This is a genomic window from Sphingopyxis sp. Q841 (assembly GCF_052384365.1).
Lineage (GTDB): Bacteria > Pseudomonadota > Alphaproteobacteria > Sphingomonadales > Sphingomonadaceae > Sphingopyxis > Sphingopyxis terrae_A.
Map to the genome: position 1 here is coordinate 904,939 of NZ_JBQSUM010000002.1, position 26,127 is coordinate 931,065.

Genomic DNA, 26,127 nt, shown 5'->3' on the forward strand with positions numbered 1-26,127 from the left:
AGCCACGCCAACCGCGCACGATAAACGCGGCGCCCTGTTCCGACCTGCTACGTCGCCCGGCGGCTACACGGCCACCAAGCTTATGGGAAAGATGCTAATCGCGCCGCCGCGCGATGGCAAGCGGCCTCATCACGGCGCGAAGGGCCGCGCGCATCGGCGCGCGGCCCCGCCGTCCTATGCCGTCAAAGCTGCCCGTGGCAGTGCTTGTACTTGCGGCCCGAACCACAGGGGCACGGCGCGTTGCGGCTGATCTCCAGCGCGGCATAGGGATTTTCGCCTTCGGGAAGATCGGGGCGCGGCACCTGCATCGGCGGCAGCGTGTCGGCGATCACGCCCAGCGAGCCGCCGTCGATATCGGCGCTGTTGTCCTCGCCCGTGAAGGGATCGATGTGCGTGGTCAGGAAGTCCGGCAGGTCGGGCAGCGGCATCGGTTCGGGTTCCTGGAACTGGAAATCGATCCGCGCCACGGTGCGCGTTACATCCTCGCGGATATTCTGCAGCATCCGTTCGAACAGCCCGAAAGCCTCGGCCTTATATTCGTTGATCGGCTGCTTTTGCGCATAGGCGCGCAGGAAGATCGCCTGCCGCAATGCGTCGAGCGTCGCGAGATGGTCCTTCCAATGATGGTCCAGCGTCTGGAGCAGGATGGACTTTTCGATACCGCGCCAGCTTTCCTGGTCGACCTGCGCCGCCTTTTCGGCCGCAGCCGCGTCGGCCATCTGCTGGATGCGCTCCTCGAAGATTTCGGCATCGACCGCATCTTCCTGCATCCATTCATCGAACGGCGGGCTGAGGTCGAGGATGTTCGCCACCCGCTCCTTCATCGCCTCGATGTCCCATTGCTCGGGATAGCTGCCCGGCGGGCACGCATCGGCGACGATCGCATTGACCGTTTCGGCACGCATCGCCGTCATCGCGTCATCGACCGTTTCGCTGTCGATGATCTCGCCGCGCTGTTCGTAGATCACCTTGCGCTGGTCGTTCATGACGTTGTCATATTCGACCACCTGCTTGCGGATGTCGTAGTTGCGCGCCTCGACCTTCTTCTGCGCGGTCTCGATCGCCTTCGACAGCCACTTCGATCCGATCGCTTCGCCATCCTCGAGATTCTTGTTCATCATCTTAGCGAACAGCGTGTCGGGACCGAAGATGCGCAGCAGATCGTCGTCGAGGCAGAGGTAGAATTTCGACAGGCCGGGGTCGCCCTGACGGCCCGAACGGCCACGCAGCTGGTTGTCGATGCGGCGGCTTTCGTGGCGCTCGGTAGCAAGCACGAACAACCCGCCGGCGGCCTTCACCGCCTCACGCTCGGCGGCGACTTCCTCGCGGATGCGCGCCTCGGCGGCGTCGCGTTCGGCGCCTTCGGGCATGTCCTTCAGCTCGTCCTCGATGCGGAATTCTTCGCTGCCGCCGAGTTTGATGTCGGTGCCGCGGCCCGCCATGTTCGTCGCGATCGTCACCGCGCCGGCGCGGCCGGCCTGCGCGACGATATGCGCTTCGCTTTCATGGAAGCGCGCGTTGAGGACGCTGTGCGGCACGCCTTCCTTTTCGAGATAGGAGGACAGAAGCTCCGACTTCTCGATCGACACCGTGCCGACCAGCACCGGCTGGCCGCGCTCGTTCGCATCGCGGATCGTGCGTGCGATCGCGCCGAACTTGTCGGTGATATTCTTGTAGAATTCATCTTCCTCATCGATGCGCGCGATCGGGCGGTTCGTCGGGATGGTGACGACGTTCATCTTGTAGATTTCGAAGAATTCGGCCGCCTCGGTCGCCGCGGTGCCGGTCATCCCGCTCAGCTTGGGATACATGCGGAAATAATTCTGGAAAGTGATCGAGGCGAGCGTCTGGTTTTCGGGCTCGATATTCACGCCCTCCTTCGCCTCGACCGCCTGGTGCAGGCCGTCGGACCAGCGGCGGCCATCCATCATGCGGCCGGTGAATTCGTCGATGATGACGACCTTGCCGTCCTTGACGATATAGTCGGTGTCGCGGCGGAACATCACGATGGCTTTCAGCGCCTGATTGACGTGATGGACGACCTGCGTGTTCTCGATATCGTAGAGGTTGCTGCCCTGGAGCAGCCCGGCGTTTTCGAGCAATCGCTCGACATGCTCGGTGCCTTCTTCGGTCAGGCTGATCGACTTCGCCTTTTCATCCTTCTCATAATCCTCTTCGCCGAGCTGGAGGACCACTTCGTTGACGCGGATATAGAGTTCGGATTTGTCGTCGGTCGGGCCGGAGATGATCAGCGGCGTACGCGCTTCGTCGATCAGGATCGAATCAACTTCGTCGACGATGCCGAAATTGAACGGGCGGTGGACCATCTGGCCGCGGTCATATTTCATGTTGTCGCGCAGATAGTCGAAACCCAGCTCGTTGTTCGTCGCATAGGTGATGTCGCTGTTATAGGCGGCGCGGCGTTCGGTTTCGTTGAGGTTGGGAACGATGATCCCGGTCGTCAGCCCCAGAAAGCCATAAACGGTGCCCATCCATTCGGCGTCGCGGCGGGCGAGATAGTCGTTCACGGTGACGACGTGAACGCCCTTGCTCTCGAGCGCATTCAGATAGCAGGGCAAAGTGGCCATCAGCGTCTTGCCTTCGCCCGTCGCCATTTCGGCGATTTCGCCGCGGTGGAGGACGATGCCGCCAATCATCTGCACGTCGAAATGGCGCATGCCAAGCGTGCGCTTTGCCGCTTCGCGAACCGTCGCAAAGGCTTCGGGCAGGATGTCGTCGAGCGTTTCGCCGGCATTGAGCCGGGCGCGGAACTTCGGAGTCTGCGTCTTCAATTCCTCGTCGCTCTTCGCCTCCATTTCGGGCTCGAAGGCGTTGATCTTGGCGACGGTCTTGCGGATCGAATTGACGTAGCGGTCGTTGGACGAGCCGAACAGGCTCTTGGCAATGCTGCCGAACATGGCGGATTTCCTTGGATTATCGAAAAGGGTGGCGGACGCGCCGCACGAATATGCAGAAAAAGGCCCCGATCATTCGGAGCCTGGCCCGTCAGGGCATCGCCAAAAGGCTATTCGAGCGCGCGGTCGCTGCCGGTGAGGAGGCCGGGAAGATGCGGCGGAGCCGCCTTGCGCGGCTTGCCGCTGCCGCCGCTCGTCGTGCGGCGGGTCGGGGTAGCGGTGGTTGGTCGGCGTTCGCTGTCGCTCGCCTCGGCCTTGTTCGCGCTTTCGGCGAGCAGGACCAGCGACCCCATTGCCACGGGCGTGGCAGGCGCCGCCATCGCCCGGTCCGCGGTCGCGAAGCCGGTGAGCAGCGCCAAAAGGGTCAGCAATAACCGCAAGAATCGCCCCTATTCCAATCCAACGCGCTGCATATAACGCGCTGCTCCATGAACATAGGGTGAAAAGGGGCGAAGGTCCAGAGGCGGCGTGACGGCCCGTGCCGCCTTCACGCGCCGCCCGAAGGACAGTCGGACACCAGCGGTCCCTTTTGCTTCGCCTTCGTATCGATCGAATCGACACGCATCGTGATGTGGCTGGACCGGAAGAATTCGGGCGAGGTTTCGCAGAAGCCTATGACGAGGGCATCAGAAACCTGCTGCGGCGTTGCGTCGGCTCGCCATCCGTCGGGACCGGTTACGGTGATCACCAGCGTATTGTCCTCGGCATCCACGGCCTGAATCTGGATACCGCCCTCGAATACCGTTCCGATTGTCGTTCGCATGGCCGCGACATAGTCGCCGATCGTCGGCGCCGCATTCGGAGCCTGTGCGGTTGCAGCCGCCGGCATCGAAACGACCGCCAGTGCGGCGGCCAAAAACAGCTTGTTCATCGTCTGATACTCCCCTGCGACCCCACTTGCTCCATATCGCCGCGCGCATCGCTGTCAAAGCCCGTTTGCGCCGCGCGCCGCGATTGCGCTTGACGGGCGCGTCAACTTCGCCTGTTCTCTACTGACAAACATGTCAGGGAGGACGGGATGGCACGGAAGGCGATATTCATCACCGGCGGCGGATCGGGCATCGGCCGTGCCACCGCGCAATATTTCGCGGCGCAGGGCTGGTTCGTCGGGATCGCCGACGTCAACAAGCAGGGCATCGACGAAACCGCCGCGCTGCTTCCCGACGGCGCCTCGTCGCGCCACGTCATGGACGTACGCGACCGCGACCAATGGAAAGCTGCCCTTGCCGAATTCGCAGCCGCGAGCGACGGCCGCCTCGACGTCCTGTTCAACAACGCCGGTATCGGATCGGGCGGCCAGTTCATCGACATGCCGCCCGAAGAGGCGGACCGGCTGATTGCGATCAATTTCGGCGGCGTCGTCAACGGCATCTACATGGCGATGCCGTTGCTGCGCGCGACCCCCGGATCGGCGATCCTCAACACCGGATCGGCGTCGGGCTTCTATGGCGTCGCCGGTCTTGCCGTCTATTCGGCGACGAAGTTCGCGGTGCGCGGGCTGACCGAGGGGCTGGAGATCGAGTTCGCCAAATATGGGATCAAGGTGCGTTCGCTGATGCCCGGCTTCATCGACACGCCTTTGCTCGATCAGGTCAGCGCCGACAGCAACGAGCCGGCCCGCGACCGCCTGTCGGCGAGCGGCTTCGAAATCTCGCCGGTGCAGGATGTCGCAAAGGCAGCGTGGGATGCCGTTCACGGCGACCGCGTGCATGTCCCCGTCGGCAAGATGGCGCGCCGCCTCGGCCGCCTCGCGCGCTTCTTCCCCGGCCTGATCGCCAAGCAATCGAAAAAGATCGACGGCCTCGGCGGCGCGGCGGCGCATTGACGCGCCGGTCGGGTGCGAAAGACGGTGTGCGCTACAGATTCAGAAACCTGCGCGAATTGCCGCTGAATATCTTGGCCTTCTGCGCGCCCGACAGACCGCTGTGATCGCGAACGAGCTGGCCGATGTCCTGTTCGCCGAGTGGGAACGGGTGGTCCGAACCGAGCAACACACGGTCATCGCCCATCACTTCGACGAGCAGGGTCAGCGCGCGCGGGTCGAACACCGCTGAATCGACGAAAAAGCGATCGACATAGGTCGAGGGCGGGTTCGGGCAATCGACACGGACGATGTCGCGATATTTCCAGGCATTTTCGACGCGGCCGAGCAGAAAGGCGAAACTGCCGCCGCCGTGACCGAAACAGATGCGCAGGCTTTTCGGCAGGCGCTCGAACGCGCCCGACAGGATCAGCGACAGGATCGAAAGCTGCGTCTCGGCGGGCATCGCGACGAGCCAGGGCAGCATATATTTGGGCATGCGTTCGCGCGCCATCATGTCCCACGGATGGACGAGTACCGCCGCCCCCACTTCGGCGCAGTGGGTGAGAAAGGTCAGGATGCCTTCATCGTCGAGGTTGCGCAGCCCCATATGATTGCCGATCTGGACGCCAAGATGGCCGCATTCCATCGCGCGGCTGACCTCGCCGCACGAGCGGTCGATATCCTGCAACGGCACCTGCGCCAGAGCCTTCATCCGATGCGGCGCGTGGCCGCAAAATTCGAGCGCCGCGTCATTGAAGCGCTGCGCACATTCGAGCGCCTGCCCGGCGGGCCGACTATAGCCGAACATGATCGGCGTCGCGCAGATGATTTGCAGGTCGATCCCCTGCTGGTCGAGCGCTTCGACGCGGCGCGCGGGATTCCACAATATATCGTCGACCGGGCGGAACATCTTGGCGCCCGACATGATGAAGCCGCTGCCATCGCCGTCATCGCGCAGCCACGGCAGGCCGTCGGCTTCGGCGCGGGCGCGATAGGCGGCATCCATCGCCGGAAAGAAGTGGCTGTGCATGTCGATCACGGCCGCCCGTTGCGCTGGATTGTCCATCATGATTGTCGCCGCACCCTTGTCCTTCAAACACCCCGCGGGTCGCCGAAGCGCGCGGGCCATGCGGTTGAGTAACGACGGGTAGCTATCAACAATAATCCCGAGACTTGCCCTCGCTATTACAAAATGGCTATATCCAGTCCGAACCGGGTGGGAGATACATCATGCCAAAATTTCACGAGAATTTCCTGCTCGGACGCCTGAAGCTGCGTCAGTTGCGGCTGCTGACCGCCATCGCCGACGAAGGCACGGTGCTGAAAGGCTCGCAGGCGCTCAACATCGCCCAGCCCGCGGCCACGAAGAGCATCAAGGAGTTGGAGGACGCCTTGGGCGTCCAGCTCTTCGAGCGCTCTTCGCGCGGCGTCACCCCGACCGATTTCGGTGCGGTCATGATCAAGCATGGCAAGCTGATCCTTGCGCAGCTTCGCCATGCCGGCGAGGAACTGCAGTCGCTGGAAGAAGGTCTGTCGGGGCGCGTCCATGTCGGCACATTGCTTGCGGCATCGACATCGCTGCTACCGCGCGCGCTGGCGCGGCTGCGCGAGCGGCGTCCCGGGATCGCGGTGACGGTCGCCGAAGGCACGATCGACCGCTTGATGCCCGGCCTGCGCACCGGTGACATCGACGTCGTGCTCGGCCGCCTGCCCGAATATCGCGAGCGCGAGGGGTTGAGGCAGGATGTGCTGTACCTCGATACCGTATCGATCATGGTGCGCGCGGGCCATCCGCTGACGCAGCGTGACGCGCTGACGCTCGCCGACCTGGTCGATCAGGCGTGGGTGATGCCGCCGACGCAGACATCGCTGCGCCGCCAGATCGACCAGGCCTTTCGCCACGAAGATCTGGAACCGCCGCTCGACGTGATCGAATCGGTGTCGATCCTGACCAATCACGCCCTGCTGATGAGCACCGACATGGTGGCGGCGATGCCGCATCAGGTCGGGATCGGTCAGGCGGGTCTCGTCGCGCTGCCCGTGACACTCGAAGGCGCCAGTTCGCGGATCGGCGCGACGACGCATGCCAATGTCGAACTGTCGGCGGCCGCCGCCTATTTCATGGACGTCGTACACGAGGTCGCCGCGGAGATCCGCAGCGAACTGGGGCAGGATCAGCCGGCTTCCGCCGAGGGCGACACACGCCGCCAGACGAAATAGGCAGCAGCGATTAGCAACAGCCAGGGACCACCCGCAAAGACGGCGACCTGCCAGTCGGCATCGACCGCCATCGTCACACCGATCGCCCCCAGCAGCGCCAGCCCCAGAAGCTGGGCATAAGGGAAGAAGGGCGTCTGCACCGGCAAATCGGCGCCGCGATGGCGCCGCCGAAAACGCAGGTGACTGACGAGGATCGCACCCCAGACGAGCAAACCACCGAACAGCACGATCCCGAAAAGATAATTATAGGCGAGCGGGGTGAGGATCGACAGCGAGGCGGCGAGGAGGATGCCGACGCCGGTGACGATCGTTGCGCGCATCGGGACATGCTGGGCATTCAGCTCACCCAGCTTTCGCGGTGCATAGCCGCCGCGCGCGAGCGAAAAGAGCATGCGCGATCCCAGATAGATGCTGGTGTTCATCGCCGACAGCGCCGCGGTCGCGACAACGAAGTTCATCATGCCGGCGGCATAGGGGATCCCCGCGCTGGCAAACATCTTCACGAACGGGCTTTCGGTAACGACCTTCGCCCCCGACTCCGTCCACGGCAGGAAGGCGACGATGATGAACAGCGCGAGGATGTAGAAGAGGAACAGCCGCGCCGCCATCGTGCGCAGCGCCGCCGGTATCGCCTCTTTCGGGTCTTTCGCCTCGCTCGCGGTGCCGACGACGAACTCCAGCCCCATGAACGAAAACAGCGCCATCAGCACCGCCATCCACACGCCCGAAAAGCCGTTGGGCAGGAAACCGCCAGCGAGTCCCGTGACATTGTGCAGCCCGACCGGATCGCCGACGATACCGAAGATGCGGCTCAGGCCCACGATGATGAAGCCGACGATCGCCGACACCTTGATGACGGTCAGCCAATATTCGACCGACCCGAAATTATGCACCGCGCGCGTATTGACCCAGACGACCGTCGCCGCGCTGCCCAGCGCCCACATCCACACCGGCGTGTCGGGCAACCACCATCCCATATAGATGCCGACCGCAACCGCCTCGCTGCCGATCAACAGCACCTGCTGGATCCAGTAGGTATAGCGCACGATGAATCCCATCATCGGGCCAAGGTAGATTTCGGCATAGGTGCCGAACGAACCCGCGGTGGGATGGACGACCGCCATTTCCGACAGGCTGAAGACCATGATGACCGCGACCAGTGCCGCGATCAGATAGCTGATCAGGACGCCCGGCCCGGCGTAGCCGATCGCGATGCCCGATCCCATGAACAGGCCGGTGCCGATCGCCCCGCCAAGGCCGATCATGATGATCTGCGCCTTGCTGAGTCCGCGCTCGAGCCCCGCCTCACGGTCGAGATAGGCCTGTTCGTCCATCGTCATTCCCCCTGCCCCCGCGCTCAGGTCACCGCGTCGCGGATTTGATGCTCGGGTCGTTTCCATATCCCGTCATCCATGATCGTCACCAGCCGGTCGACCGCATCCCAGACATCGGCATAGCCGACATAGAGCGGCGTGAAGCCGAAACGCACCGTATCGGGCGCGCGGAAATCGCCGATCACGCCCGCTGCGATCAGCGCGCGCATGATCGGATAACCATCGGCGTGCGCAAAGGACACCTGACTGCCGCGCGCCGCCGCTTCGCGCGGCGACGCAAGGGTGAAGCCATGGCCGGCGCAACGCTCCTCGACGAGCCGGATGAACAGGTCGGTCAGCGCCATCGACTTGGCGCGGATCGCGTTCATGTCAGCGGCGCGATGGATGTCCAGACCGACCTCGACCAGCGCCATCGACAGGATCGGCTGCGTGCCGATCAGGAACTGGCGAATGTCGCGCTGCGGCCGATAGCCGGGCTCGAAAGCGAAGGGCGCGGCATGACCCCACCAGCCGGTCACGGGCTGCAGCGCCTGACCCTGGTGCCGCTTTGCCGCGAACAGGAAGGCGGGTGAGCCCGGACCGCCGTTCAGATATTTATAGGTACAGCCGACCGCGAAATCGACGCCCGCGCCATCCAGGTCGACCGGCATCGCGCCCGCGCTGTGGCACAAATCCCAGATCGCGAGCGCCCCCGCCGCCTGCGCGGACGCGGTGATCGCTGCCATGTCGTGGATATGCCCGGTCTTGTAATGGACGTGGGTGATCGCGACCGCGATCGTGTCCTCGTCGATCGCCCCCGCAATCTCGTCCTTTTCGCAGAGCCGCACCTCCACGCGCCCGCCGGTCGCGGCTGCGACGCCCTGGGCAATGTAATTATTGGTCGGGAAATTGCTGCCTTCGAGGATCAGCACCCGTCGCTCGGCGCGTAGCGCAACCGCCGCCGACAGCACCTTGAACAGATTCTGGCTTGTCGAATCGCAGACGATTACCTCGCCGTCCCCCGCACCGATCAGCGGGGCAAGCTTGTCGCCGAGGCGCACCGGCAGGTCGAACCAGCCCGCGCTGTTCCAGCTCTTGATCAGGTCAGCGCCCCATTCGCGGGTCACCAATTCGTGCGCGCGCGCCGCCGCGCCCTTCGGCATCGCGCCCAGCGAATTGCCGTCGAGATAGATCATCCCCGTCGGGATATCGAAGCGATCGCGCAAGGGAGCGAGCGGATCGGCGGCATCCATGGCCGCACAGGCGGCGCGATCGAGACTATCAAGCGTCATGGTAGCAAATCACCTTCGTCTGCGACATTTCGCGCGCCGCAAAGCGCACCCCCTCGCGCCCCATATTCCCGCGTCCGGCACCGCCGAACGGCATGGCATCGAGGCGGTAGTCGGTCGAATCGTTGATCATCACCCCCGCCGCACGCAGGCGCCGCGCCGCATGGCGGGCGGTTCGGTGCGATTCGGTGAAGATCGCCGCGTGTATCGCGTTGTCGGCGCCGTTCGCGGCGTCGATGGCTTCGTCCAGATCGGTGAAGCGAAACAGGCTCGCGATGGGACCGAAGGCTTCGTGACAGACCACCGGCGCGTCGCCCGGAACATCGGCAAGCAGCGTCGGCCGCACCAGCGCCCCGGCCCGCTCGCCGCCCGTAAGCAGGGTGGCGCCGCGCGCGACCGCTTCGTCGACCCAGGCGATGATGCGCGCCGCCTCGTCACCGCCGATCATCGGCCCGATGTCGGTTGCCGGGTCCAGCGGATCGCCGACGCGCAACGCTTCGGTCGCGGCGACGAGCGCGGCCTGAAAGACGTCATGGATCGCATCATGGACATAGATTCGCTGCACCCCGACGCAATTCTGCCCCGCCGCGCCGAATGCGCCCGCCGCGCAGGCGGCCGCAGCCCTCCCGACATCGGCATCGTCCATCACGATCACCGGACCGTTGCCGCCAAGCTCCATCGCCAGCCGCTTGATTCCGGCCGCGCGGCAGATCGCCTGCGCCACCTTTGCCCCGCCGGTAAAGCTAACCATCGCGACGTCCGGATGGCCGGTCAGCGCGTCGCCAAAATCGCCGCCGCGCCCGGTGAGCAGGTTGAGCGCTTCGCCGGGCAGGCCGGCGGCGAGCAGCAGGCGCGCGAGCCGGATAGCGACGAGTGGCGCCTGCTCCGCGGGCTTGAGCACAACCGCGTTGCCCGCGGCGAAGGCGGGACCGAGCTTGTGACAGACAAGATTGAGCGGATCGTTGAACGGCGTGATCGCCGCGATCACCCCGACCGGTTCCAGGACATAATGGCCCGACCGCGCTTCGCCGCCGGGAAAGCTGTCAAAGGCAAGCGTCTCGCCAGCGAGCCGCACCGCCTCCTCGCCCGACAATCGCAGCGTGTTGACCGCGCGCGCCACTTCGCGCCGCGCGGCACGGATCGGCTTGCCCGTTTCCGCAGTGATCGCGGCGGCGAAGCTTTCGGCTTCCGCCTCCAGCGCGGTCGCAGCGACGTGGAGGATGCGCGACCGCGCACCACTCGACAGATCGCGCATCGCCTCGGCGCCGCGCAGCGCGCTCGCCACCGCGCGCGCGACGTGCGACGGATCGGCGCAAGCGACCGCGCCGAGCGCTTCGCCCGACCAAGGGGCGAACACCGGCATCACCTGCTCCGCCGTTTCCCAGCGGCCGCCGATCAGCAGCGACCGTTCGCTGCCCAAGGCGGCGTGCATCATGGCTTATCCTTGCGCAGCACCAGATCGTCATATTCGCGGCTGTCGAGCAGGGCCTCGACGATCACCGGCCCGTCCGCGGCAAAGCCCGCGTCGAGTGCCGCCCGAAATTCCGCCGGATCGCGCGCGACCGTTACCGGCACACCGAACAGCGACGGGCCGCCGATCGTTCCCTCGGCGCGCACCGGGGTGCCATAGATGGGATTGGATTTCTTTTCCTGCTTGATGCGGATCAGCGCAAGGTCGTTGTCGGTGAAGATCACGATCACCAGCGGCAGCTTTTCGCGCACCGCGGTCGCCAGTTCGCCCGCGGTCATCAGGAAACCGCCGTCACCGAGCACGCAGCATACCGGCGTATCGGGGCGACAGAGCTTCGCAGCAATTGCTGCGGGAAGGCCGAATCCCATCGCCGACCAGCCGTTGGTCATGATCTGCGTGCCGGGCTTCGGCGTGCGCCAGTGCTGGCCGATCAGATGCGTGTGCGCGCCGACATCGCACGTCATGATGCCGTTGTCAGGCAGCACGTCGCGCAGCACGTCGAGGGCCGCGCAAGGCCCGAAGGCGCCGTCCCGCCCCGCAAGCTTCGCGAACATCTCCGCCTTGCGTGCCGCGAGCCCGGCGAGATCCCAGTCCTTGCTGGCAGCGGGCAGCGCCAGCAGCGCGTCGAGCGCCGGCGCGATCGCTCCGACGACCTCGGCGGCGACCGGATGCTTGTCGCGGTCGATATCGACGGGCGCGACGTCGACGCTGGCGAGCGCCAGCCCGTCCTTCATCCAGCTTTCGTAATTGAACTCGATCGGGTCGTAACCGATCGCGACGACCAGATCAGCCTCGGCATGCGTCTGGCCGACCATATCGGAGAGCGCATGGAAGAGCACCCCGGCGTAATTCGGATGATCCTCGGCGATCATGCCCTTCGCCATCGGGGTGAGCAGCACCGGCAGGCCGAAGCGCTCGGCGAGCGCGGCGATGCGATCCTGCACCCCGGCATGAACGGCACCGAGACCGATCGCGAGGACCGGCTTTTCGGCGGCGGCAAAGGCGGCGACCAGCGCGTCGGTCGCGGCGGGGTCGGGCATCGGCAGCGGGTCGGCCTCGACCGTTCCGATCGCCTGCGCTTCGACCGCTTGCGCGCTCATTCCCTGCGGCAGGCCGACATGCACTGCGCCGGGGCGCCCCGACAGCGCGATACGCGCCGCTTCGGCCAGCGTGTCGGCCGCGCTGTCCGCCGCGATCCGCATCGTCGCCTTGGTCAGCGGCGCGAACAGCGCCTGATGGTCGATCCCCATCTGGACCGTGCGGCCGCGCAGCGGCGCCGGCATCTCGTCGGTCAGCGCGATCATCGGCGATCGGTCGAGCGTCGCGCCGCCGACGCCGGTCGCAAGATTGGTCGCGCCGGGACCGAAGGTGCCGAAACACACTCCCGGGACGCCGGTCAGTCGCCCGCAGACGTCGGCCATGAAGCCCGCCCCGCCTTCGTGGCTGGCCAGCACGAAATCGATACCGTCGGTCGTGCGGATCGCTTCCATATAATCGACCCAGCCGCCGCTCGGCACGCCGAAGATATGGCGGACGCCCAGATCGCGCAGCCCCGTTACGACGTTGCGGGCGACTGTGGTCGATGTCATGTGCGATCCTTCATCCGAGAGCCAGTTTCGCGACCGGCCTAGGCGCCGAAGCCATACACAAAAAATACCGAATGGCCGTCATGATATATCGATGCGGTTATAGAAAGCGGTTGGCGATGGTCCCGATGCCGTCGACACCGCCTTCGACGACATCGCCCGCGACGATACGGCCCACCCCCGCGGGCGTGCCGGTGTAGATCAGGTCGCCGGGCCGCAGTTCGACATAGGCCGACAGTTCGGCAATGATGTCGGCCACCGGCCAGATCATGTCGGCGATGTCGCCCTCCTGCCGCGGCTCGCCATTGACCGACAGCCAGATACGCGCGCTTGCCGGATGGCCGACCGCGGCCGCGGGACGGATCGGCGACAGCACGGCGCTGTGGTCGAAACCCTTCGCCATGTCCCACGGCCGCCCGTCCGCCTTGGCCTCGGCCTGAAGATCGCGGCGCGTCAGGTCGTTGCCGACGGCATAGCCGAAGACGTGCGACAGAGCGTCGGCCGCCGCGATATTCGCACCGCCTTTGCCCAGCGCCACCACCAGCTCGATCTCGTGATGCAGATTGTCGGTGCGCGGCGGCATCGCGATGTCGGCGGTCGCTCCGACCAGCGCGTCGGCGGGCTTCGAAAAGAAGAAGGGCGGCTCACGCGTCGGATCGCCGCCCATTTCGCGCGCATGATCGGCGTAATTCTTGCCCACGCAAAAAATACGGCGAACGGGAAAGCGATCGGCGCTGCCGGCAATCTCGGCAGTAGGTGCTGCAACGGCAAATGGCAGGGTCATGAAAAGGGCGTCCTCGATATCAGGAAGACGGATAGAGCGCCGCGCGACACTTGCCGAGGTCGGCGCCCGCAAGGCCGCCTTCCCTCACCGCATTCCACGGGCTGCCCATCTTGTCTTCGGGGCGATACCAGAAGCCATAGAGCTTGCCGTTCGCCGCGACCAGCGTCGCCGCGCCGATGCTGCCCTCTTCCTTCGAATACCAGGCAAGCCGCATGATGCGCCCGAATACCGTCCCGCGCAGGGTGCCGAGCCCGTCGTTGTAGCAACCGAATATCTCATTGCCCTGCTGCCGCAACAGGATCGGGCCATATTCGTGCGAATAGACCCCGCTCGCATCGGCATCGGCAACCGCCGCGTCGCCGCGGCGATCGAGCGCGCCGAGCACGGCAAGATCGGAAAGCCGCGTCGGCCCGCGGCCCTTCCAATTGCTGTCGATGCGCAGTCGGAGCCAGCGCGCCGATGCTGGCGTCGGCAATTTCACGACGGTTCGTGCGTCCGCTTTCGCTTCCCCCTCGACCAGCATTTCATAGGGTCCCTCCGGCCCCTTGTTCGAGCCGAGCAGCGCGAAACGCCGGACCGGCGATCCTTCGGCGGTCTGCGACATCGATCCGTCCTCGCGCACCACCGGCTCGAACCGGTTGTCGAGGGCGACGGCATCGATCTTTGCGGTGCCAGCCAGCTCGAAATTCAGCGCGTGCGGAAGCGTGACGCCCTTGTCCGACAGCCAGCCATAGGCAGGCCCGCCGTCGACAAGGTTGATCGCCCAGGTCGACCAGTGGCGCTTCGCCTCATTCCCGTCGGCTTCGGCGATGCCGCCCCAACTGATATGCAGGATATTGTCGCCCGCGGGTTCGGCGGGAGCCTCCGGTGCCTGTTCACCGGGCGTGTTCGAGCATCCGGCAAGGAGCAAGGCCCCCGCCAGCCCCATCGTGGCTGTGCGCATCGGTTTGTCCTTCTAAAACATTTCTTCCGTCATCCCGGCGAAGGCCGGGATCCCGACCTCGCGTCTCACCGCCCCGGCGAGACCCCGGCCTTCGCCGGGGTGACGAACAACTCTCTATTTCCGCACGGGCCAGATATTCTTTGGCGCGCCGAGGTTCGGCTTGCCGAGCAGCGGGCTCGACAGCGCGTAGACGCCGTTCACCGAAAAGGCCCAGATGATGTTGCGGTCATATTCGGTGTAGACCGCAAACGTCGAATTGCCGAACGTATAGTCTGGCATTTCTTTTTCATTGGCGAAGCGCGGAACGAAATAGCCTGCGATCGCCGGCTTTGCCGGATCCTTGACGTCGAAAATCTGGATGCCGGCGTTGTAAAAGGCATAGATGGCAAGGCCCTGCCGGCCGCGCTGGGGCTGGGTCAGCCCGCCCGACCGTTTCGGTCCGAAACTGCCGCGCCGCTGGCAAAAATCGGTAAAAGAGGCCTCGGGCGGCGGCGTCGGGCGCGGGAAAGTCGCCGCGATCTTAGGATGCGCGGGATCGCGCACGTCGATCGAATAGATCGGCTTGAACGGCTCGTAACAGCTTTCGTTCATCGGATAGCCGTTGGAAAAAACGAAGCCGGTGCGGTCATATTGGCTGACATCGACATTGTCGAACTCGGTCCCCGCGTAGCTCGGCGGCACCGAAAGATGGCCGAGCGTCTTCGGGTTCGCCGGATCGCTGAGGTCGAAGCTGTAGAAGCCGAGGCCGCCCATGCCGCCGAAGCCGATCTTGCCACCCGCCTCGACCGGCTTCGACGTCACGATCGGATAGCGCGAGCCCATCCAGCTCGCCCGGTTGCCCGCGCGCGGATTGGCGCGGTACGCAGCCTCGCTCTCGGGATCGCCGAGGCGCTGGCCAGGGACGGTGATCTGCGAAACGAACTTCGGATCGGCGGGGTCCTCCATGTCCCAGACCTGATAGCCGGGCGAATAGAGATAGTCGGGATATTCGGTGAGCGAATAGCTGTCGTCGGGCGCCGACGAGAGAAGCATATATTTTCCCCCGAACCATGTCGCCGCGTCGAGCGCGCCCGATCCCTGCTGTTCACCCACCGGCGCATCGGGATGTTTGTAGTCGGTGGTGCGCGTCGCGATCAGGTTCCATTTGTCGGGCGTCGGCCCGTTCATAACAAAGACCTTGAAACCCTTGAGCGAATTATAGTGCCGCTGCGCGGCGACCTTGTCGGGCTCGCGGCGCTTGTCCTCCATCAGGCCGAAACGACCGATCTCGTAGGAGGCGACCAGGACATTTCGTTGCAGCTTCTTGCTCCAAGCCACCGTGACGCCGCCGAAATAATCGGTGACCGCCGACGGATCCCACGCCTCGCTCGATCCCTTGGCGCTCCATACGCCGCCCTTCGACCAGACGATCTTCGCCTTGCGCGGATCGGTGACGTCAAGGATGCGCAGATAGTCGCGGTCGTGGGTGTAAAGATAGCGGCGGCCGGAAAAATCGACGACATTCGCCCACGCATGCCAGGGCGACGTTACCGTAGGATAGAAGGCGATGACATTCACATTCTTGGCGTAGCTGTTCTGGTCCCAATGATCGAGCTGCCCCGGAAAGGACGGCGGATCGTTAGTCAATCGGGTCGCGACCGGATGCCGGAAGCTGCCGTCGGGATTCATGCCATAATCGACGCCCGGCACCGGATCCTTGGGAGGATTGTCGGGCGTCGCCGCGATCCAGGCTTTCAGCCAGGGATCGCGAACGTCGATCGGCGCGTCGGCATGACTGCCGCTCCAATCCGCCGCCATAGGCGCGGTCGCGCTGAGCAGAGCGGCGACTGCCAGACTGGTCCCCGCCATGATCTTGATACCGCGCTTCATTATGATTCCTCCTTCTCGTTGACCCACATCGTCATTGCGAGCGAAGCGAAGCAATCCAAGGCGGCTTACGCGAGCTCTGGATTGTCGCGTCGCTTCGCTCCTCGCAATGACGATCGTTGTTGTCCGCATCGACCCTAGAAGCGGAACCGGGCCGTCACGCCATAGGTGCGCGGCGGGATGTAGGTCGAATAGATCGTTCCGAACAGTTCGAGCTTGCTGGTGAAATTGAGCTCGTTCGTGAGATTCTTCGCCCACGCCGTCACTTCCCATTTGTCGTCGGCATCGCGCAGGCCGATCCGTGCATTGAGCAGGATTTCGGAGTCGAACTTCAGGATTGGCGTGTTCGGATTGTCGAAGAAATTCGCGCCGGTGTATTGGAAATCGCTACCTAGAACGAGCACCAGATTATCGGCGATCGGCTGGTCGAGATTGGCGGCGACATTGAAGGCATGTTTGGGCGTCCGGCGGCAGGTGTTGCCGTCGAGATCGGTTCCCTCGTCGTCGATGATCAGTTCGCCGGTGAAGTTGCAGCGCGAATAGGCATAATTGCCCGACAGGGTGAAGGCGTCGGTGATACGGGCCTGGAAATCGAGTTCCAGGCCATAGGCGCGCGTACCATTCTTCGCATTGAAGACGAAATTGTCAGGCGGCATTCCCGGCCCCGGTGACAGGAACTGGTTGGTCTGCAGATTGTCATAGTTGGTGTAATAGGCCGCCGCATTGATGAACAGGCGCCGGCCTGCCAGCGCGAGCTTTGCGCCGACCTCGAAGCTGTTGGCGGTTTCCGGGTCGAACGATACCAGCGCCTCTGCGGGCGTGTTTGCATCCTCGCCGGTCCAGCCGCCGGGCTTGTAGCCCTTGGCATAGCGGGCGTAGAGCGTGACATCGTTGCTCGGTTCGAAACGCAGCGTCGCACTCGGCAACCATGCATCCCAGCTGCGCGTTTCGCCGACCACGAAATTGACCGCCTCACCCTCGAACGACACGCCGGAGCGGTTGTTCGAATAGCGCTTGTGGTCATAGGCATAGCGCAGCCCGGCCTCGAAGGTCAGCTTGTCGGTGATGCTGTAGCTGAGCTCGCCGAAGACGCCGACATTATCGTTGCGCGAGGTGGTGACGGTGTGGTTCGATCCCGGTGATGGCGTCGCGGGCGTTCCGCCATAGGCCATGGCGAAGGCGAATTCCTCGATCGCCTGATAGTCGGGGAAGAGGAAGTTCACATCCTCGGCGCGGCGGATATTCTCGTGCAGATAATAGGCGCCGCCCTCGACGCGCAGTGGACCGCCATTGTCCCAGCGCAGGCGCAGCTCCTGCGAGAATTGCGTCACATCCTCGCCCTTGCCACTGTCGAAATAGCTGTCGGGAACGGTGGCGAGATAAGTATCGAGCCCGGCGACCATCGCCGAGGTGATGTCGGGCGCATTGGTCGCGGGATCGATCGGGAAGTTGAAAAGCATCCCCGACCCGTCTTCGCGCGCCTTCAGCGAGCTGTCGCGATAGACGGTCTGCGAGGTGACGCTGAGCCCTCCGCCGGCCTGCCAGTCGATCGTGCCGCTGGCCCCGTACATGTCGCTGTTCTGGAAACCCGTGAAATTATGATTTCCCGACCGCGGATCGGCGCTCTTGAAGGGCGCGTTGCGGTCCGGCAGCACGAAGCCCGGCAGGCTGTCGATCGTCGGCGCATAATAGCTGAGATAGGTCACTTCCTCGCTGTCGCCCGGAATGAGGATATCGACCCAGCGCGCCCCGTCGCGGTGGCGGGTGTAGTCGGCAGCCAGATTGACGTCGAGCGATGGCGTCGGTCGCCAGCGGAGCTGGGCACGCACCGACTGCATATTCTGGTCTTCCTCGTCGCCGCCGCGCAGATTCTTCGCATAACCGTCATGGCTGCGCGAACTGCCGACAAGGCCCAGGCTCAACGTGTCGGACACCGGCCCGCGCACCGATCCGGCGACGTCGAGGCGGTTGTAATTGCCATAGGTCGCCTCGAACCGCCCCTCGAACGTATCGCCGGGCTTCTTGGTCACATAATTGATCAGGCCGCCGACGACGCTCTTGCCGAAGCGCAACGCCTGCGGTCCCTTCAACACCTCGACGCGTTCAAGGTCATAGAGGTCGAGCAGCGATCCCGTGCCGCGCGACAGATAGGCGCCGTCGACGAAGATGCCGACCGCCGCATCGGCGCCCGCGCCCTGGATATCGGAGCCGATGCCGCGAATGAAGAGTTCGGTATCGACCGCGCGCTCGGCGCTGAGCTTCAGGCCCGGAACGCGGTAAGCGACTTCGGAGAAATCCTTGATTCCGGCGCGTTCGAGCGCCGCGCTGCTGAACGCCTGAACCGAGATGGGCACATCCTGCAGGCTCTCCTCGCGCTTGCGCGCGGTCACCACGATTTCGTCGCCCGGTGCCGCGGCCGCAGCCTCGTCGGGTGCCGATTGCGCAAATGCCGTCGCCGGCGTCAATTGTGCCGCCGCGGTTGCCAGAAGCGCCCAGCGCAGATTCCACCTAGATCCCATTTTCTACCTCCCGAGCAGCCATGCGCCTTTGCCTTCAAATGCGGCACTGTCGACACTGGCCTTGTTGATCGCCGGGTATGGATAGGTCGCCACATTATATCGATATAATAGATTATGCACGCATCACTATTCCAAAATGGCCATATCAGGGATGTCGCTTGTTGCGCAGACCACCAGCCGCCGCCGACGACACGACCGCCCGCGCCCGAAGATGCCATTTTTTGAAAGACATATGCGGATGCCGGCCATCCCGCCCGCATCGAAGCAACATGTCACGCGGCACAAACCCCTTGCGCCGGGACGCGCTCGATCGGGCTGACAGCGTGGAAATGAGCATGGAGGCATGGCACGCCCGGCGTAGCAATGATGAGCCATGCCGTTTCGCTATCGCTCGCCGATTGCGCCTCGCGTCCCATCTCCGCTACTTGGCGTCTTAAATGGGGTGGTTAGCTGTCGTTCGTTGCTAGCGGTCCGGGCTTGTTAGTGACTTCGAAGCGGGCGCGCTCAAAATCGATCTTCAATGTGTCCTCGAGACCGACCGCATACCCCTCCAGGAGTGCTATGCCATCACCCTTCAGATGAAGGATAATCCCGAGGCCGTGATCCAGCCGCTCGACGCTGAGCCACACATCTTTCTGAGAAGCCTGAAGTTTCCGGACAATCTCAGTACCACCGGGCCCAGGCTCTATCTCCACGAAGATCCCGCCACCTGTGTTGTCCCGTGAACGCACCTTACCGCGCTTGGAAAGCTGATCGACAATCGCTGCCCATTCGGCAGACTCTGTCCCGATCGCCTCAAGGGCTGCCAGTCCCAAAGGCCAAAAGTCTGTCACAGGTCCTGAGCTTTACTTAATATCCAGAGGTCCGCAATCAGTCGTTTCCTGCCGTCGCATCTAGATCGAGGGTGATCCGGAAGCGGATGTCAGTTGGCTACTGCCTCGATCCGCATTTTAGATGCCCGAAGCAGGCGGTAAAGCGGGCACCTAGCGATTTTAGCGCACCACATCGGATGCTTCGAAAAACGTCGCGTCCGTCACGGCGCGGGGAAAAGGCGCAAAATCGCCCCGCACGCCATGTTTCAGCGCCGACAGAATGAGGCCCGACCGCGCCGCGCCTTCTGCCCCGCTGCCTTGCCAGATCGCATCGAGAACACCTGCGGCAAACGCATCGCCCGTGCCGACGCGGTCCCGGATGGGTTCGATCCGGATTTCAGGGGTCGCTGCGAAACAGTCGCGGGCGTCCACCCGGGCCGCGATGCGGTGATCGGTCGCGCCGACGATACGCCGCGCCGTCGATGCGACATATTGAAGCGACGGATATTCTTCGAGAAGCGCCAGCGCGGCGGCCCGGCGCCGGCTTTCGCCGTCGCCCGAAAACGCGCGGCCCAGAAGCAGGGATGCGTCGCGATGGTTGCCGAACAGGATGCTCGCTCTGCACACAATCCGGCGGAGGATCGCGCCCGGATCGTCGTTCCATTTCTCCCACAGGCGGCCGCGCCAATTGCCGTCGAAAGAGACGCCGATGCCCGCCGCACTGGCCGCCTCCACCGCCGCCAGGGCGGCCTCCGCCGATTGCGGGCCCAGCGCGGGGGTCACGCCGGAAAGGTGCAGCCAGTCGGCGCCGGCGAGCAGTTCGGCCCAATTCCAGTCGCTTGCCGCCATCGCCGCGAAGGCGGAATCTGCGCGGTCATACAGCACCTCTGCCGGCCGTACGGGTCCGCCGGGGATATGATAATAAAGGCCCATCCGTCCCTCGCGCCGTTCGACGCGGGTCGTGTCGACCCCGTGCGCGCGAACCGCGTGGATTGCCGCGTCGCCGATGGGGCCCCGGGGCAAAGCGCTGATCATGCGGACTGCCAAGCCGTGCGATGCAAGCGCCACGGCAACATTGGCCTCGGCCCCGCCGACAAAGGCATCGAAGCGCGGGGATTGCAGCGGCATTTCACCATCCGGCACCGACACGCGCATCACGATTTCGCCGAAGCAGGCGACGGTAAAGGGTTTTGCTGTCATTATTCCAGTCCGGTTTCGGCTATCGCGGTGCAGCCAATGGCAATCGCCCAGCCGAAGGTCGCATGTGCGGTTTCGCCGACGCGGATCGGGTGTACGCCCGTTATCGCGCCCGCCGACAGCCATTGCCCCGGCTCGAGTGCGATACGCCCCTTCAGATGCTGCTCGATCAGGAAGCGCACCGATCCCAGCGGCCCGTCGAGGACATCGCGCGCGCGCCCGCGGCCGACCACCGTTCCTGCGACCATCGTTTCGACGTCGAGCTGGTCGAATATGCCCCGGTCGAGCAATGGCCCCAGCAACAGTCCATTGTTGATGCCGAGGTCGGCGATGATCGACCAGGGCGCATGATCATGCACGTCGGGCGCGGGCGAACTGGCCACTTCGAACCCTGCGCGAATCTCGCCGATATAGTCGAGCACGCGATCGGCGGGCGGTATATGGCCGGGCACCGCGTCGAGCCGCAATATCACCTCGGCTTCGATCGCCCCCGCACCGCCGCGAAAGACCCGGGCCTCCCCCGGCGATACTGTGAGCGTAGTGCAGCGCAGAACCGGCCCAGCGAGACGCTCGGCGCCCAGCGTGGCTACCATAGGCGCAGGGATACGACCGACTTTCCAGCCCAGCACCGGCATCTCCAAAGACATCAGGATCCGGTTCTGCATGGCATAGGCTTCGTCGAGTGACGCGGGGAGCGGCTGGGGAAAAGCTGGCAGCGCCGTCCCGCGCCGGCGGGCGTTTGCAAGGGAAGCCGTCCCATCGTCGGCGCGAAGTTGAACGGTCATCCGGGCGGGCGTCCCATCGTCAGGCGAGCTTCGCGCTCAGCAGATAGCGCTCGCGGCTTTCGGCTGCCCGGCGGCGCAGTTCGTCGAGCGCGCGCTCTTCGGTTTCGTCGAGCATCGATTCGAGCAGGCGATTGAAGTGCCGGCGCATCGCGAGCCGCGCGCCCGCGGCGTCACGGCGGCGCAAGGCCTCGACCACATCGGCATGTTCGGCCTGCCGCGCGCTGCCATCCTTGCGGCAGACGAGCGAGTGACTCTGTTTGACCTCGGGCAGTTCCAGACGCATCCGCCACAGTCGTTCGATGACGTGGATGATCGCCTTGTTGTTCGACGCCGCGGCAATCGTCATGTGAAATTCGCGGTCGATCGCGCTCACTTCCTCTTCACTCTTGCCATCGTCGGCCATTGCCGCGAGCAGTTCGTCGAGCTTCGCCAGCGTTTCGGCCGAGATCGTCGGGGCGGCCAGCGCCGCCGCCTCCGCTTCGAACAGCGAGCGTGCTTCGGTCAGTTCGAACGCGCTGACCTTGGGCAGGATCGAATTGTCGTCGGGAAGCGGCGTCGCGACATAGGCCCCCGCGCCCGTCCGGATGTGAATCCACCCCGTTGCCTGCAGCGCAATCTCGGCTTCGCGGATCGTCACGCGGCTGACCTCGAACTGTTCGGACAATTCGCGTTCGCCGGGGAGGCGGGTTCCCGGCGGATAGGTTCCGTCGTGAATGAGGCGGCGGATCGTATCGGCAATCTCTTCGAAAAGGCGGCGTTCGGCCATCGTCAAAATACTCCCCGCTCCAATGTCAGGAAGTCTATACAATCAGGTAGGACAAGTTTGAAGCCCATCACCGTCCGCCGTTTCAGTTTTTCTCGGCGCACGCGCGCAGGTCGGGAATCCGGCGGCCGCAGAGGAAGGCCAGGACGCGCGCCGTCATCATCCACTGGCTGCCCGCATCGAATTTTCCGTGCCCGCCGCCAGGTACGATGAAGAGGTCGGCCGGAACCGCGAGTTCATCGAGCCGCCGCTTGAGGTCGATCGACTGTGTAACCGGAACCACAGGGTCGGCATCGCCATGGCCGATAAAGACCGGTGGAACATCGCTGCGAAGCCAGGCAATCGGCGACATGCGACGCGCCATTTTATCGGCCCCATCCCCCTCCCCGATCCAGTTTGCAACCGTGGCGTGGCGCGCGCCCGAAGCGTCCTTCGTCGCTGTCAGATCGGTCGGGCCGTAGAAATCAACGACCGCCGCAGCGCGGCCCGCGCCGCGACATTCGGCAGGATCGATGGCATTTCCGTCAGGCAGCAGCCCGGCCATCAAAGCCAGATGCGCACCCGCCGACGTGCCCGAGACGACGATCCGGGCGCGGTCGAAGCCATAGCGCTCGGCGTTGGCGTCGACCCAGTGGAGCGCGCAGCGCGCGTCCTCGACCGCCGCCGGTGCCCGCGCCGCGCCGGCGAGGCGATATTCAACCGTAACCACCGAAAAGCCGGCGGCGATATAGGGACGAAAGCCGGTCCAGCTTTCGGGGCGCGCGCCGCGGGCCCAGCCGCCGCCGTGGAAATAGATGAGGACAGGGCCCGGCTTCTTGCGGACGGCTGGATGAACATAGAGGTCGAGACGCAGCGGCCTGCCACCCACCGTGCGGTAAACGGCGTCCTTGACGACGCGACCGGGCGCGATTTCATCCGTGGCCGACGCTCCCGGTGCCAGGAGCGCCGCCATCGCGGCAACGCCGGAGAGGACAAGCCGGCGGGACAAGCTAGATCCGCGCCCGGATGCCGATGAAATATTTCGACCCGTAATAATGATATTGGCGGCTGCTGCCATAGACCGGCATGTAGGTCGCCTTCGGTTCGTTGAAGATATTGATCGCCTCGAAGCGCAGCGAAACACCCCGCATCAGCGCCAGCGAAGCGCGGAAATCGAGGGTTTCGCTGGGCCCGACGTAGCGCAGCTGGCTGTTGCCGCCGACGAAGTCCTGATAATATTTCGACCGGTAATTATAGATTGCCTGAAGCGATACGGGGCCGATTTCATAATAGGCCTGCGCCGAAAGTACGTGCTTCGAATAGCCTGACAGACCGGCTGGCGCGATCAACCCCGGCGATACCGTTTCGGATTCGGGATCATAGACGTCGCCGAGGCGAACATCCTGATTTTCGAAATTGGCGTCGGCATAATTATAGCTGACCTTTGCCCCCAGACCGTCGAGCGGCTTGGGCAGGAAGCTGAAGCGCGTCGCAGCGGTCAGTTCGATGCCGTAGATGCGCGACTTGTCGGGGCTGTTGCGCGTCTGGATCACCGGAACGGTCACGTCCTGCCCGTCGACGGTGAAGCTTTCGTCATAAACCACCGGCTGAAAGCCGCCGGTGAACTGCTTGTAGTAGACGGTCGCCGATAACAGGCTATCCTTGTTCGGATACCATTCGATCGCCGCATCGGCATTCCAGGACATCAGCGGCTTGAGGCGCGGGCTGCCGTTTGCGCGCGCATTTTCGATCGCATCCTGGACCGAGGTAAAGCTACCGCCATCCTCGAGCGTGAAGGTCCGCCCGGCGCCAAGTGCACTGGGTGCGGGGCGCGACATCGCGCGGTAGCCGGCGAGACGCAGCAGCATGTTTGGCGCGACCTCGAAAATCGCGTTGACGCTGGGCAGGATGCGCGTCGTCCCGCTCTTGATCGTGACCGTGTCGAACTCGCCGCTGTCGTCGAGGCGAATGGTGCCGTCGCCATTGTCGACGATAACCAGGTCGCTGCGCAGCCCGTTCGAGGTCACATCGGTTTTGACCACGCGAACGCCGAAATTGCCCCGAACCGGAAGATTACCGAGATCGCCTTCATATTCGGCCATCACATAGCCCGCGAGCGTGCGTTCGGTGACGTCGCGGTTCGCGACCGAACGGATATCGTCGGGAAGCCCGGGATCTTCGGTGCCGAGATATTCGCGGAACAGGCAGTCGACATCGAAGGTCGCCCAGCTATGAATGTCATTGCCGTCGGCGGCGGTGAGATAATCGCGCTGCGGAAAGGCCTGACGGCAGAGATTGTTGATCCGCTGATCCTCGGTCCGGGCCGGATTCTGGTTGAAGTCGCCGTTGCGGACATCATAGTCCCGGTAGGTCAGCCGCGCCCAGCGCGCACCCGCCGAAATGCTCCGCAAAAAGCCGTCCATTTCATAAATCGCGTCGACGCGCCCTGCGACAATCTCGTTGCGGCGCTTGGCCTCGTCGCGGCGGAAGCGGGCATCGTCCCAGAAGAGGTCGTGGTTGTCGAGATCGAAGCGCGGATCGATCGTGATCGTCGGGACGAAGCTGCCCGGCGCAAGATCATAAGTGTAGGGAATGCGCATATTGTTGAAGACGGTGCGCACGCCGTTGACGTCGGTCGGATCGGTGCGGAGGCGGAAGTTGCGCTCGATTTCCTTGCGGATCGTTCGCGAATAGCTGCCGTCGGCCGTCAGCGTCAGCCGGTCGTTCGGCTTCCACTCGACCGACAGGCCGCCGCCCAGATATTCTTCCGACCGCGAAAGTTCGGACCCATTGGATTCGAGCGAACTCTGGCCCTCCAGATAGCGAACGATACCGTTGGCGTCATATTCGACGTTGACGAGACTGCGCCGCGCTTCGGACAGCGTCAGATCGCGCCGGCTCTCGACATAGGTGCGGTCCGAATATTGGACGTCGAGATTGACGTTGATCCGTTCCGACGGGCGCCACTGGATCGCACCGAAAGCGGCGTCGCGCTGGTCGGTCTCGCTGATCTGGCGGAAAATATAGCTGTTCGGGACCAGATAATAGGGGATGTCGCTGCCATAATCCTCGCGAGCGAGTTCGGTGCAGTTGTTGTTCGTCACCACGATGTCGGCGCGGCATGCGCTCCACGTGGTGCTCGCAGCATAGGTTTCTTCGGGGTTGTTCGTGTCGTTGCGCTGAAAGCCGATCGAGATGCCGATCGTATCGTTCGCGAACTGATCGACATAGCTAAGCGTGCCGCGCCAGCCGGTCCCACCCGATCCGACGATCCGGTTGCCATAGGGATTATATTGCCCCTTGATTTCCCCTTGGATGCGACGCTTGCCGAAATCGAGCGGACGCAGCGTACCGATCTCGATCGTGCCCGCAACGCCGCCTTCGACCAGATTGGCCTGCTGGGTCTTGTAGATCTTGATATTGTTGACGAGTTCCGACGGAAACTGATTGAAGTTCACCGAACGGTCACCGCTGCCATTGGTCGCATCGCGGCCGTTGAAGGTTGCGTTGGACAGGAAAGGGCCAAGGCCGCGAAGCGCGATTTCGGACGCATCGCCCTTTTCGCGGTGCGTCGTGGCGCCGGTGATCGTCTGGATCGCCTGCCCCACCGACAGCGCCGGCAAGTCGCCGATATCGTCCGCCGACAGCGCGTCGACGATCGCCGTCTCGCGGCGCTTTACGCTGATCGAATTCTGGATCGTCTCGCGGATGCCGGTGACGACGATCGCATCATCATCAGTCGCCGCGCCTTCAGCAGAACCGGTCGCATCCTGCGCCGCCGCTGGGGCCGCAAGCAGCAGCAGCGGCCCGACCCCCGCCAGCAAAGCCGCGCGAAGCGCACGATTATCGACCTGGTGCTGAACCTTCACGCCGTCTCTCCC

At 64.1% G+C, this 26,127-nt stretch carries 20 protein-coding genes; 2 read left to right on the forward strand and 18 right to left on the reverse strand.

Annotated features, from left to right (window positions below; all coding sequences use genetic code 11):
* Positions 1-182 precede the first annotated feature (182 nt).
* The 3 genes from secA to ACT17R_RS14680 all read right to left on the reverse strand — a co-directional run bounded on the left by secA (position 183) and on the right by ACT17R_RS14680 (position 3,786).
* Positions 183-2,918, reverse strand: a complete 2,736-nt coding sequence (gene secA, locus ACT17R_RS14670) for a preprotein translocase subunit SecA (RefSeq protein WP_444809714.1) — start codon at positions 2,916-2,918, stop codon at positions 183-185.
* 107 nt (positions 2,919-3,025) lie between these two features.
* Complete coding sequence (locus tag ACT17R_RS14675) at positions 3,026-3,286, reverse strand: hypothetical protein (RefSeq protein WP_003052741.1); 261 nt, start codon at positions 3,284-3,286, stop codon at positions 3,026-3,028.
* 116 nt (positions 3,287-3,402) lie between these two features.
* A complete protein-coding gene (locus ACT17R_RS14680) occupies positions 3,403-3,786 on the reverse strand; it encodes a hypothetical protein (RefSeq protein WP_440513253.1) in 384 nt (127 codons plus the stop codon).
* Positions 3,787-3,933: 147 nt separating this feature from the next.
* On the opposite strand from ACT17R_RS14680, the gene ACT17R_RS14685 reads away from it, so the two are divergent.
* Complete coding sequence (locus ACT17R_RS14685) at positions 3,934-4,740, forward strand: SDR family oxidoreductase (RefSeq protein ID WP_444809715.1); 807 nt, start codon at positions 3,934-3,936, stop codon at positions 4,738-4,740.
* 31 nt (positions 4,741-4,771) lie between these two features.
* Here the strand turns inward: ACT17R_RS14685 and ACT17R_RS14690 are convergent, their stop codons facing one another.
* Entirely contained in the window at positions 4,772-5,788 is a 1,017-nt protein-coding gene (locus ACT17R_RS14690) for an amidohydrolase family protein (RefSeq protein WP_444809716.1), read from the reverse strand.
* 161 nt (positions 5,789-5,949) lie between these two features.
* On the opposite strand from ACT17R_RS14690, the gene ACT17R_RS14695 reads away from it, so the two are divergent.
* Entirely contained in the window at positions 5,950-6,939 is a 990-nt protein-coding gene (locus tag ACT17R_RS14695) for a LysR family transcriptional regulator (protein WP_217373229.1), read from the forward strand.
* Here the strand turns inward: ACT17R_RS14695 and ACT17R_RS14700 are convergent.
* The 14 genes from ACT17R_RS14700 to ACT17R_RS14765 all read right to left on the reverse strand — a co-directional run bounded on the left by ACT17R_RS14700 (position 6,894) and on the right by ACT17R_RS14765 (position 26,115).
* Positions 6,894-8,279 (reverse strand): amino acid permease, encoded by a 1,386-nt coding sequence (locus ACT17R_RS14700; protein WP_202988246.1) that lies wholly within the window; start codon positions 8,277-8,279, stop codon positions 6,894-6,896. The genes ACT17R_RS14695 and ACT17R_RS14700 overlap by 46 nt on opposite strands.
* 17 nt (positions 8,280-8,296) lie before the next feature.
* Positions 8,297-9,544 (reverse strand): kynureninase, encoded by a 1,248-nt coding sequence (gene kynU / locus ACT17R_RS14705; RefSeq protein WP_444809717.1) that lies wholly within the window; start codon positions 9,542-9,544, stop codon positions 8,297-8,299.
* Positions 9,534-10,976, reverse strand: a complete 1,443-nt coding sequence (locus ACT17R_RS14710; RefSeq protein ID WP_444809718.1) for an aldehyde dehydrogenase family protein — start codon at positions 10,974-10,976, stop codon at positions 9,534-9,536. The genes kynU and ACT17R_RS14710 overlap by 11 nt, the downstream gene beginning before the upstream one ends.
* Entirely contained in the window at positions 10,973-12,601 is a 1,629-nt protein-coding gene (locus ACT17R_RS14715; RefSeq protein ID WP_217373228.1) for a thiamine pyrophosphate-binding protein, read from the reverse strand. The genes ACT17R_RS14710 and ACT17R_RS14715 overlap by 4 nt, the downstream gene beginning before the upstream one ends.
* Before the next feature lie 97 nt (positions 12,602-12,698).
* Positions 12,699-13,382 carry a fumarylacetoacetate hydrolase family protein gene (locus ACT17R_RS14720; protein ID WP_062901883.1) on the reverse strand — a complete coding sequence of 228 codons (684 nt, stop codon included), beginning with the start codon at positions 13,380-13,382 and terminating at the stop codon, positions 12,699-12,701.
* A 19-nt stretch (positions 13,383-13,401) separates the two neighbouring features.
* Entirely contained in the window at positions 13,402-14,325 is a 924-nt protein-coding gene (locus ACT17R_RS14725) for a discoidin domain-containing protein (RefSeq protein WP_444809719.1), read from the reverse strand.
* 114 nt (positions 14,326-14,439) lie between these two features.
* The gene (locus ACT17R_RS14730) at positions 14,440-16,194 is read right to left on the reverse strand and encodes a hypothetical protein (RefSeq protein WP_444809720.1); all 1,755 of its coding nucleotides are present in this window, start codon (positions 16,192-16,194) and stop codon (positions 14,440-14,442) included.
* 134 nt (positions 16,195-16,328) lie between these two features.
* A complete protein-coding gene (locus tag ACT17R_RS14735) occupies positions 16,329-18,710 on the reverse strand; it encodes a TonB-dependent receptor (RefSeq protein WP_444809721.1) in 2,382 nt (793 codons plus the stop codon).
* A gap of 446 nt (positions 18,711-19,156) precedes the next feature.
* Positions 19,157-19,543, reverse strand: coding sequence for a hypothetical protein (locus ACT17R_RS14740; RefSeq protein WP_062901879.1), 387 nt, complete (start codon positions 19,541-19,543; stop codon positions 19,157-19,159).
* Positions 19,544-19,702: 159 nt separating this feature from the next.
* A complete protein-coding gene (locus tag ACT17R_RS14745; protein WP_217373226.1) occupies positions 19,703-20,722 on the reverse strand; it encodes a sugar kinase in 1,020 nt (339 codons plus the stop codon).
* A complete protein-coding gene (locus ACT17R_RS14750; RefSeq protein WP_444809722.1) occupies positions 20,722-21,504 on the reverse strand; it encodes a 2-keto-4-pentenoate hydratase in 783 nt (260 codons plus the stop codon). The genes ACT17R_RS14745 and ACT17R_RS14750 overlap by 1 nt, the downstream gene beginning before the upstream one ends.
* Before the next feature lie 19 nt (positions 21,505-21,523).
* The gene (locus ACT17R_RS14755; protein ID WP_062767146.1) at positions 21,524-22,270 is read right to left on the reverse strand and encodes a FadR/GntR family transcriptional regulator; all 747 of its coding nucleotides are present in this window, start codon (positions 22,268-22,270) and stop codon (positions 21,524-21,526) included.
* Between the two features lie 82 nt (positions 22,271-22,352).
* Positions 22,353-23,219 carry an alpha/beta hydrolase fold domain-containing protein gene (locus tag ACT17R_RS14760; RefSeq protein WP_444809723.1) on the reverse strand — a complete coding sequence of 289 codons (867 nt, stop codon included), beginning with the start codon at positions 23,217-23,219 and terminating at the stop codon, positions 22,353-22,355.
* A 37-nt stretch (positions 23,220-23,256) separates the two neighbouring features.
* Positions 23,257-26,115 (reverse strand): TonB-dependent receptor, encoded by a 2,859-nt coding sequence (locus ACT17R_RS14765; protein WP_444809724.1) that lies wholly within the window; start codon positions 26,113-26,115, stop codon positions 23,257-23,259.
* Positions 26,116-26,127: the final 12 nt, after the last annotated feature.

Coding starts and splice junctions, on each gene's coding strand:
- secA (WP_444809714.1), bottom strand. CDS start 2,918: ATGTTCGGCAGCATTGCCAAGAGCCTGTTCGGCTCGTCCAACGACCGC.
- ACT17R_RS14680 (WP_440513253.1), bottom strand. CDS start 3,786: ATGAACAAGCTGTTTTTGGCCGCCGCACTGGCGGTCGTTTCGATGCCG.
- ACT17R_RS14685 (WP_444809715.1), top strand. CDS start 3,934: ATGGCACGGAAGGCGATATTCATCACCGGCGGCGGATCGGGCATCGGC.
- ACT17R_RS14690 (WP_444809716.1), bottom strand. CDS start 5,788: ATGATGGACAATCCAGCGCAACGGGCGGCCGTGATCGACATGCACAGC.
- ACT17R_RS14695 (WP_217373229.1), top strand. CDS start 5,950: ATGCCAAAATTTCACGAGAATTTCCTGCTCGGACGCCTGAAGCTGCGT.
- ACT17R_RS14700 (WP_202988246.1), bottom strand. CDS start 8,279: ATGACGATGGACGAACAGGCCTATCTCGACCGTGAGGCGGGGCTCGAG.
- kynU (WP_444809717.1), bottom strand. CDS start 9,544: ATGACGCTTGATAGTCTCGATCGCGCCGCCTGTGCGGCCATGGATGCC.
- ACT17R_RS14710 (WP_444809718.1), bottom strand. CDS start 10,976: ATGATGCACGCCGCCTTGGGCAGCGAACGGTCGCTGCTGATCGGCGGC.
- ACT17R_RS14715 (WP_217373228.1), bottom strand. CDS start 12,601: ATGACATCGACCACAGTCGCCCGCAACGTCGTAACGGGGCTGCGCGAT.
- ACT17R_RS14720 (WP_062901883.1), bottom strand. CDS start 13,382: ATGACCCTGCCATTTGCCGTTGCAGCACCTACTGCCGAGATTGCCGGC.
- ACT17R_RS14725 (WP_444809719.1), bottom strand. CDS start 14,325: ATGCGCACAGCCACGATGGGGCTGGCGGGGGCCTTGCTCCTTGCCGGA.
- ACT17R_RS14730 (WP_444809720.1), bottom strand. CDS start 16,194: ATGAAGCGCGGTATCAAGATCATGGCGGGGACCAGTCTGGCAGTCGCC.
- ACT17R_RS14735 (WP_444809721.1), bottom strand. CDS start 18,710: ATGGGATCTAGGTGGAATCTGCGCTGGGCGCTTCTGGCAACCGCGGCG.
- ACT17R_RS14745 (WP_217373226.1), bottom strand. CDS start 20,722: ATGACAGCAAAACCCTTTACCGTCGCCTGCTTCGGCGAAATCGTGATG.
- ACT17R_RS14750 (WP_444809722.1), bottom strand. CDS start 21,504: ATGACCGTTCAACTTCGCGCCGACGATGGGACGGCTTCCCTTGCAAAC.
- ACT17R_RS14755 (WP_062767146.1), bottom strand. CDS start 22,270: ATGGCCGAACGCCGCCTTTTCGAAGAGATTGCCGATACGATCCGCCGC.
- ACT17R_RS14760 (WP_444809723.1), bottom strand. CDS start 23,219: ATGGCGGCGCTCCTGGCACCGGGAGCGTCGGCCACGGATGAAATCGCG.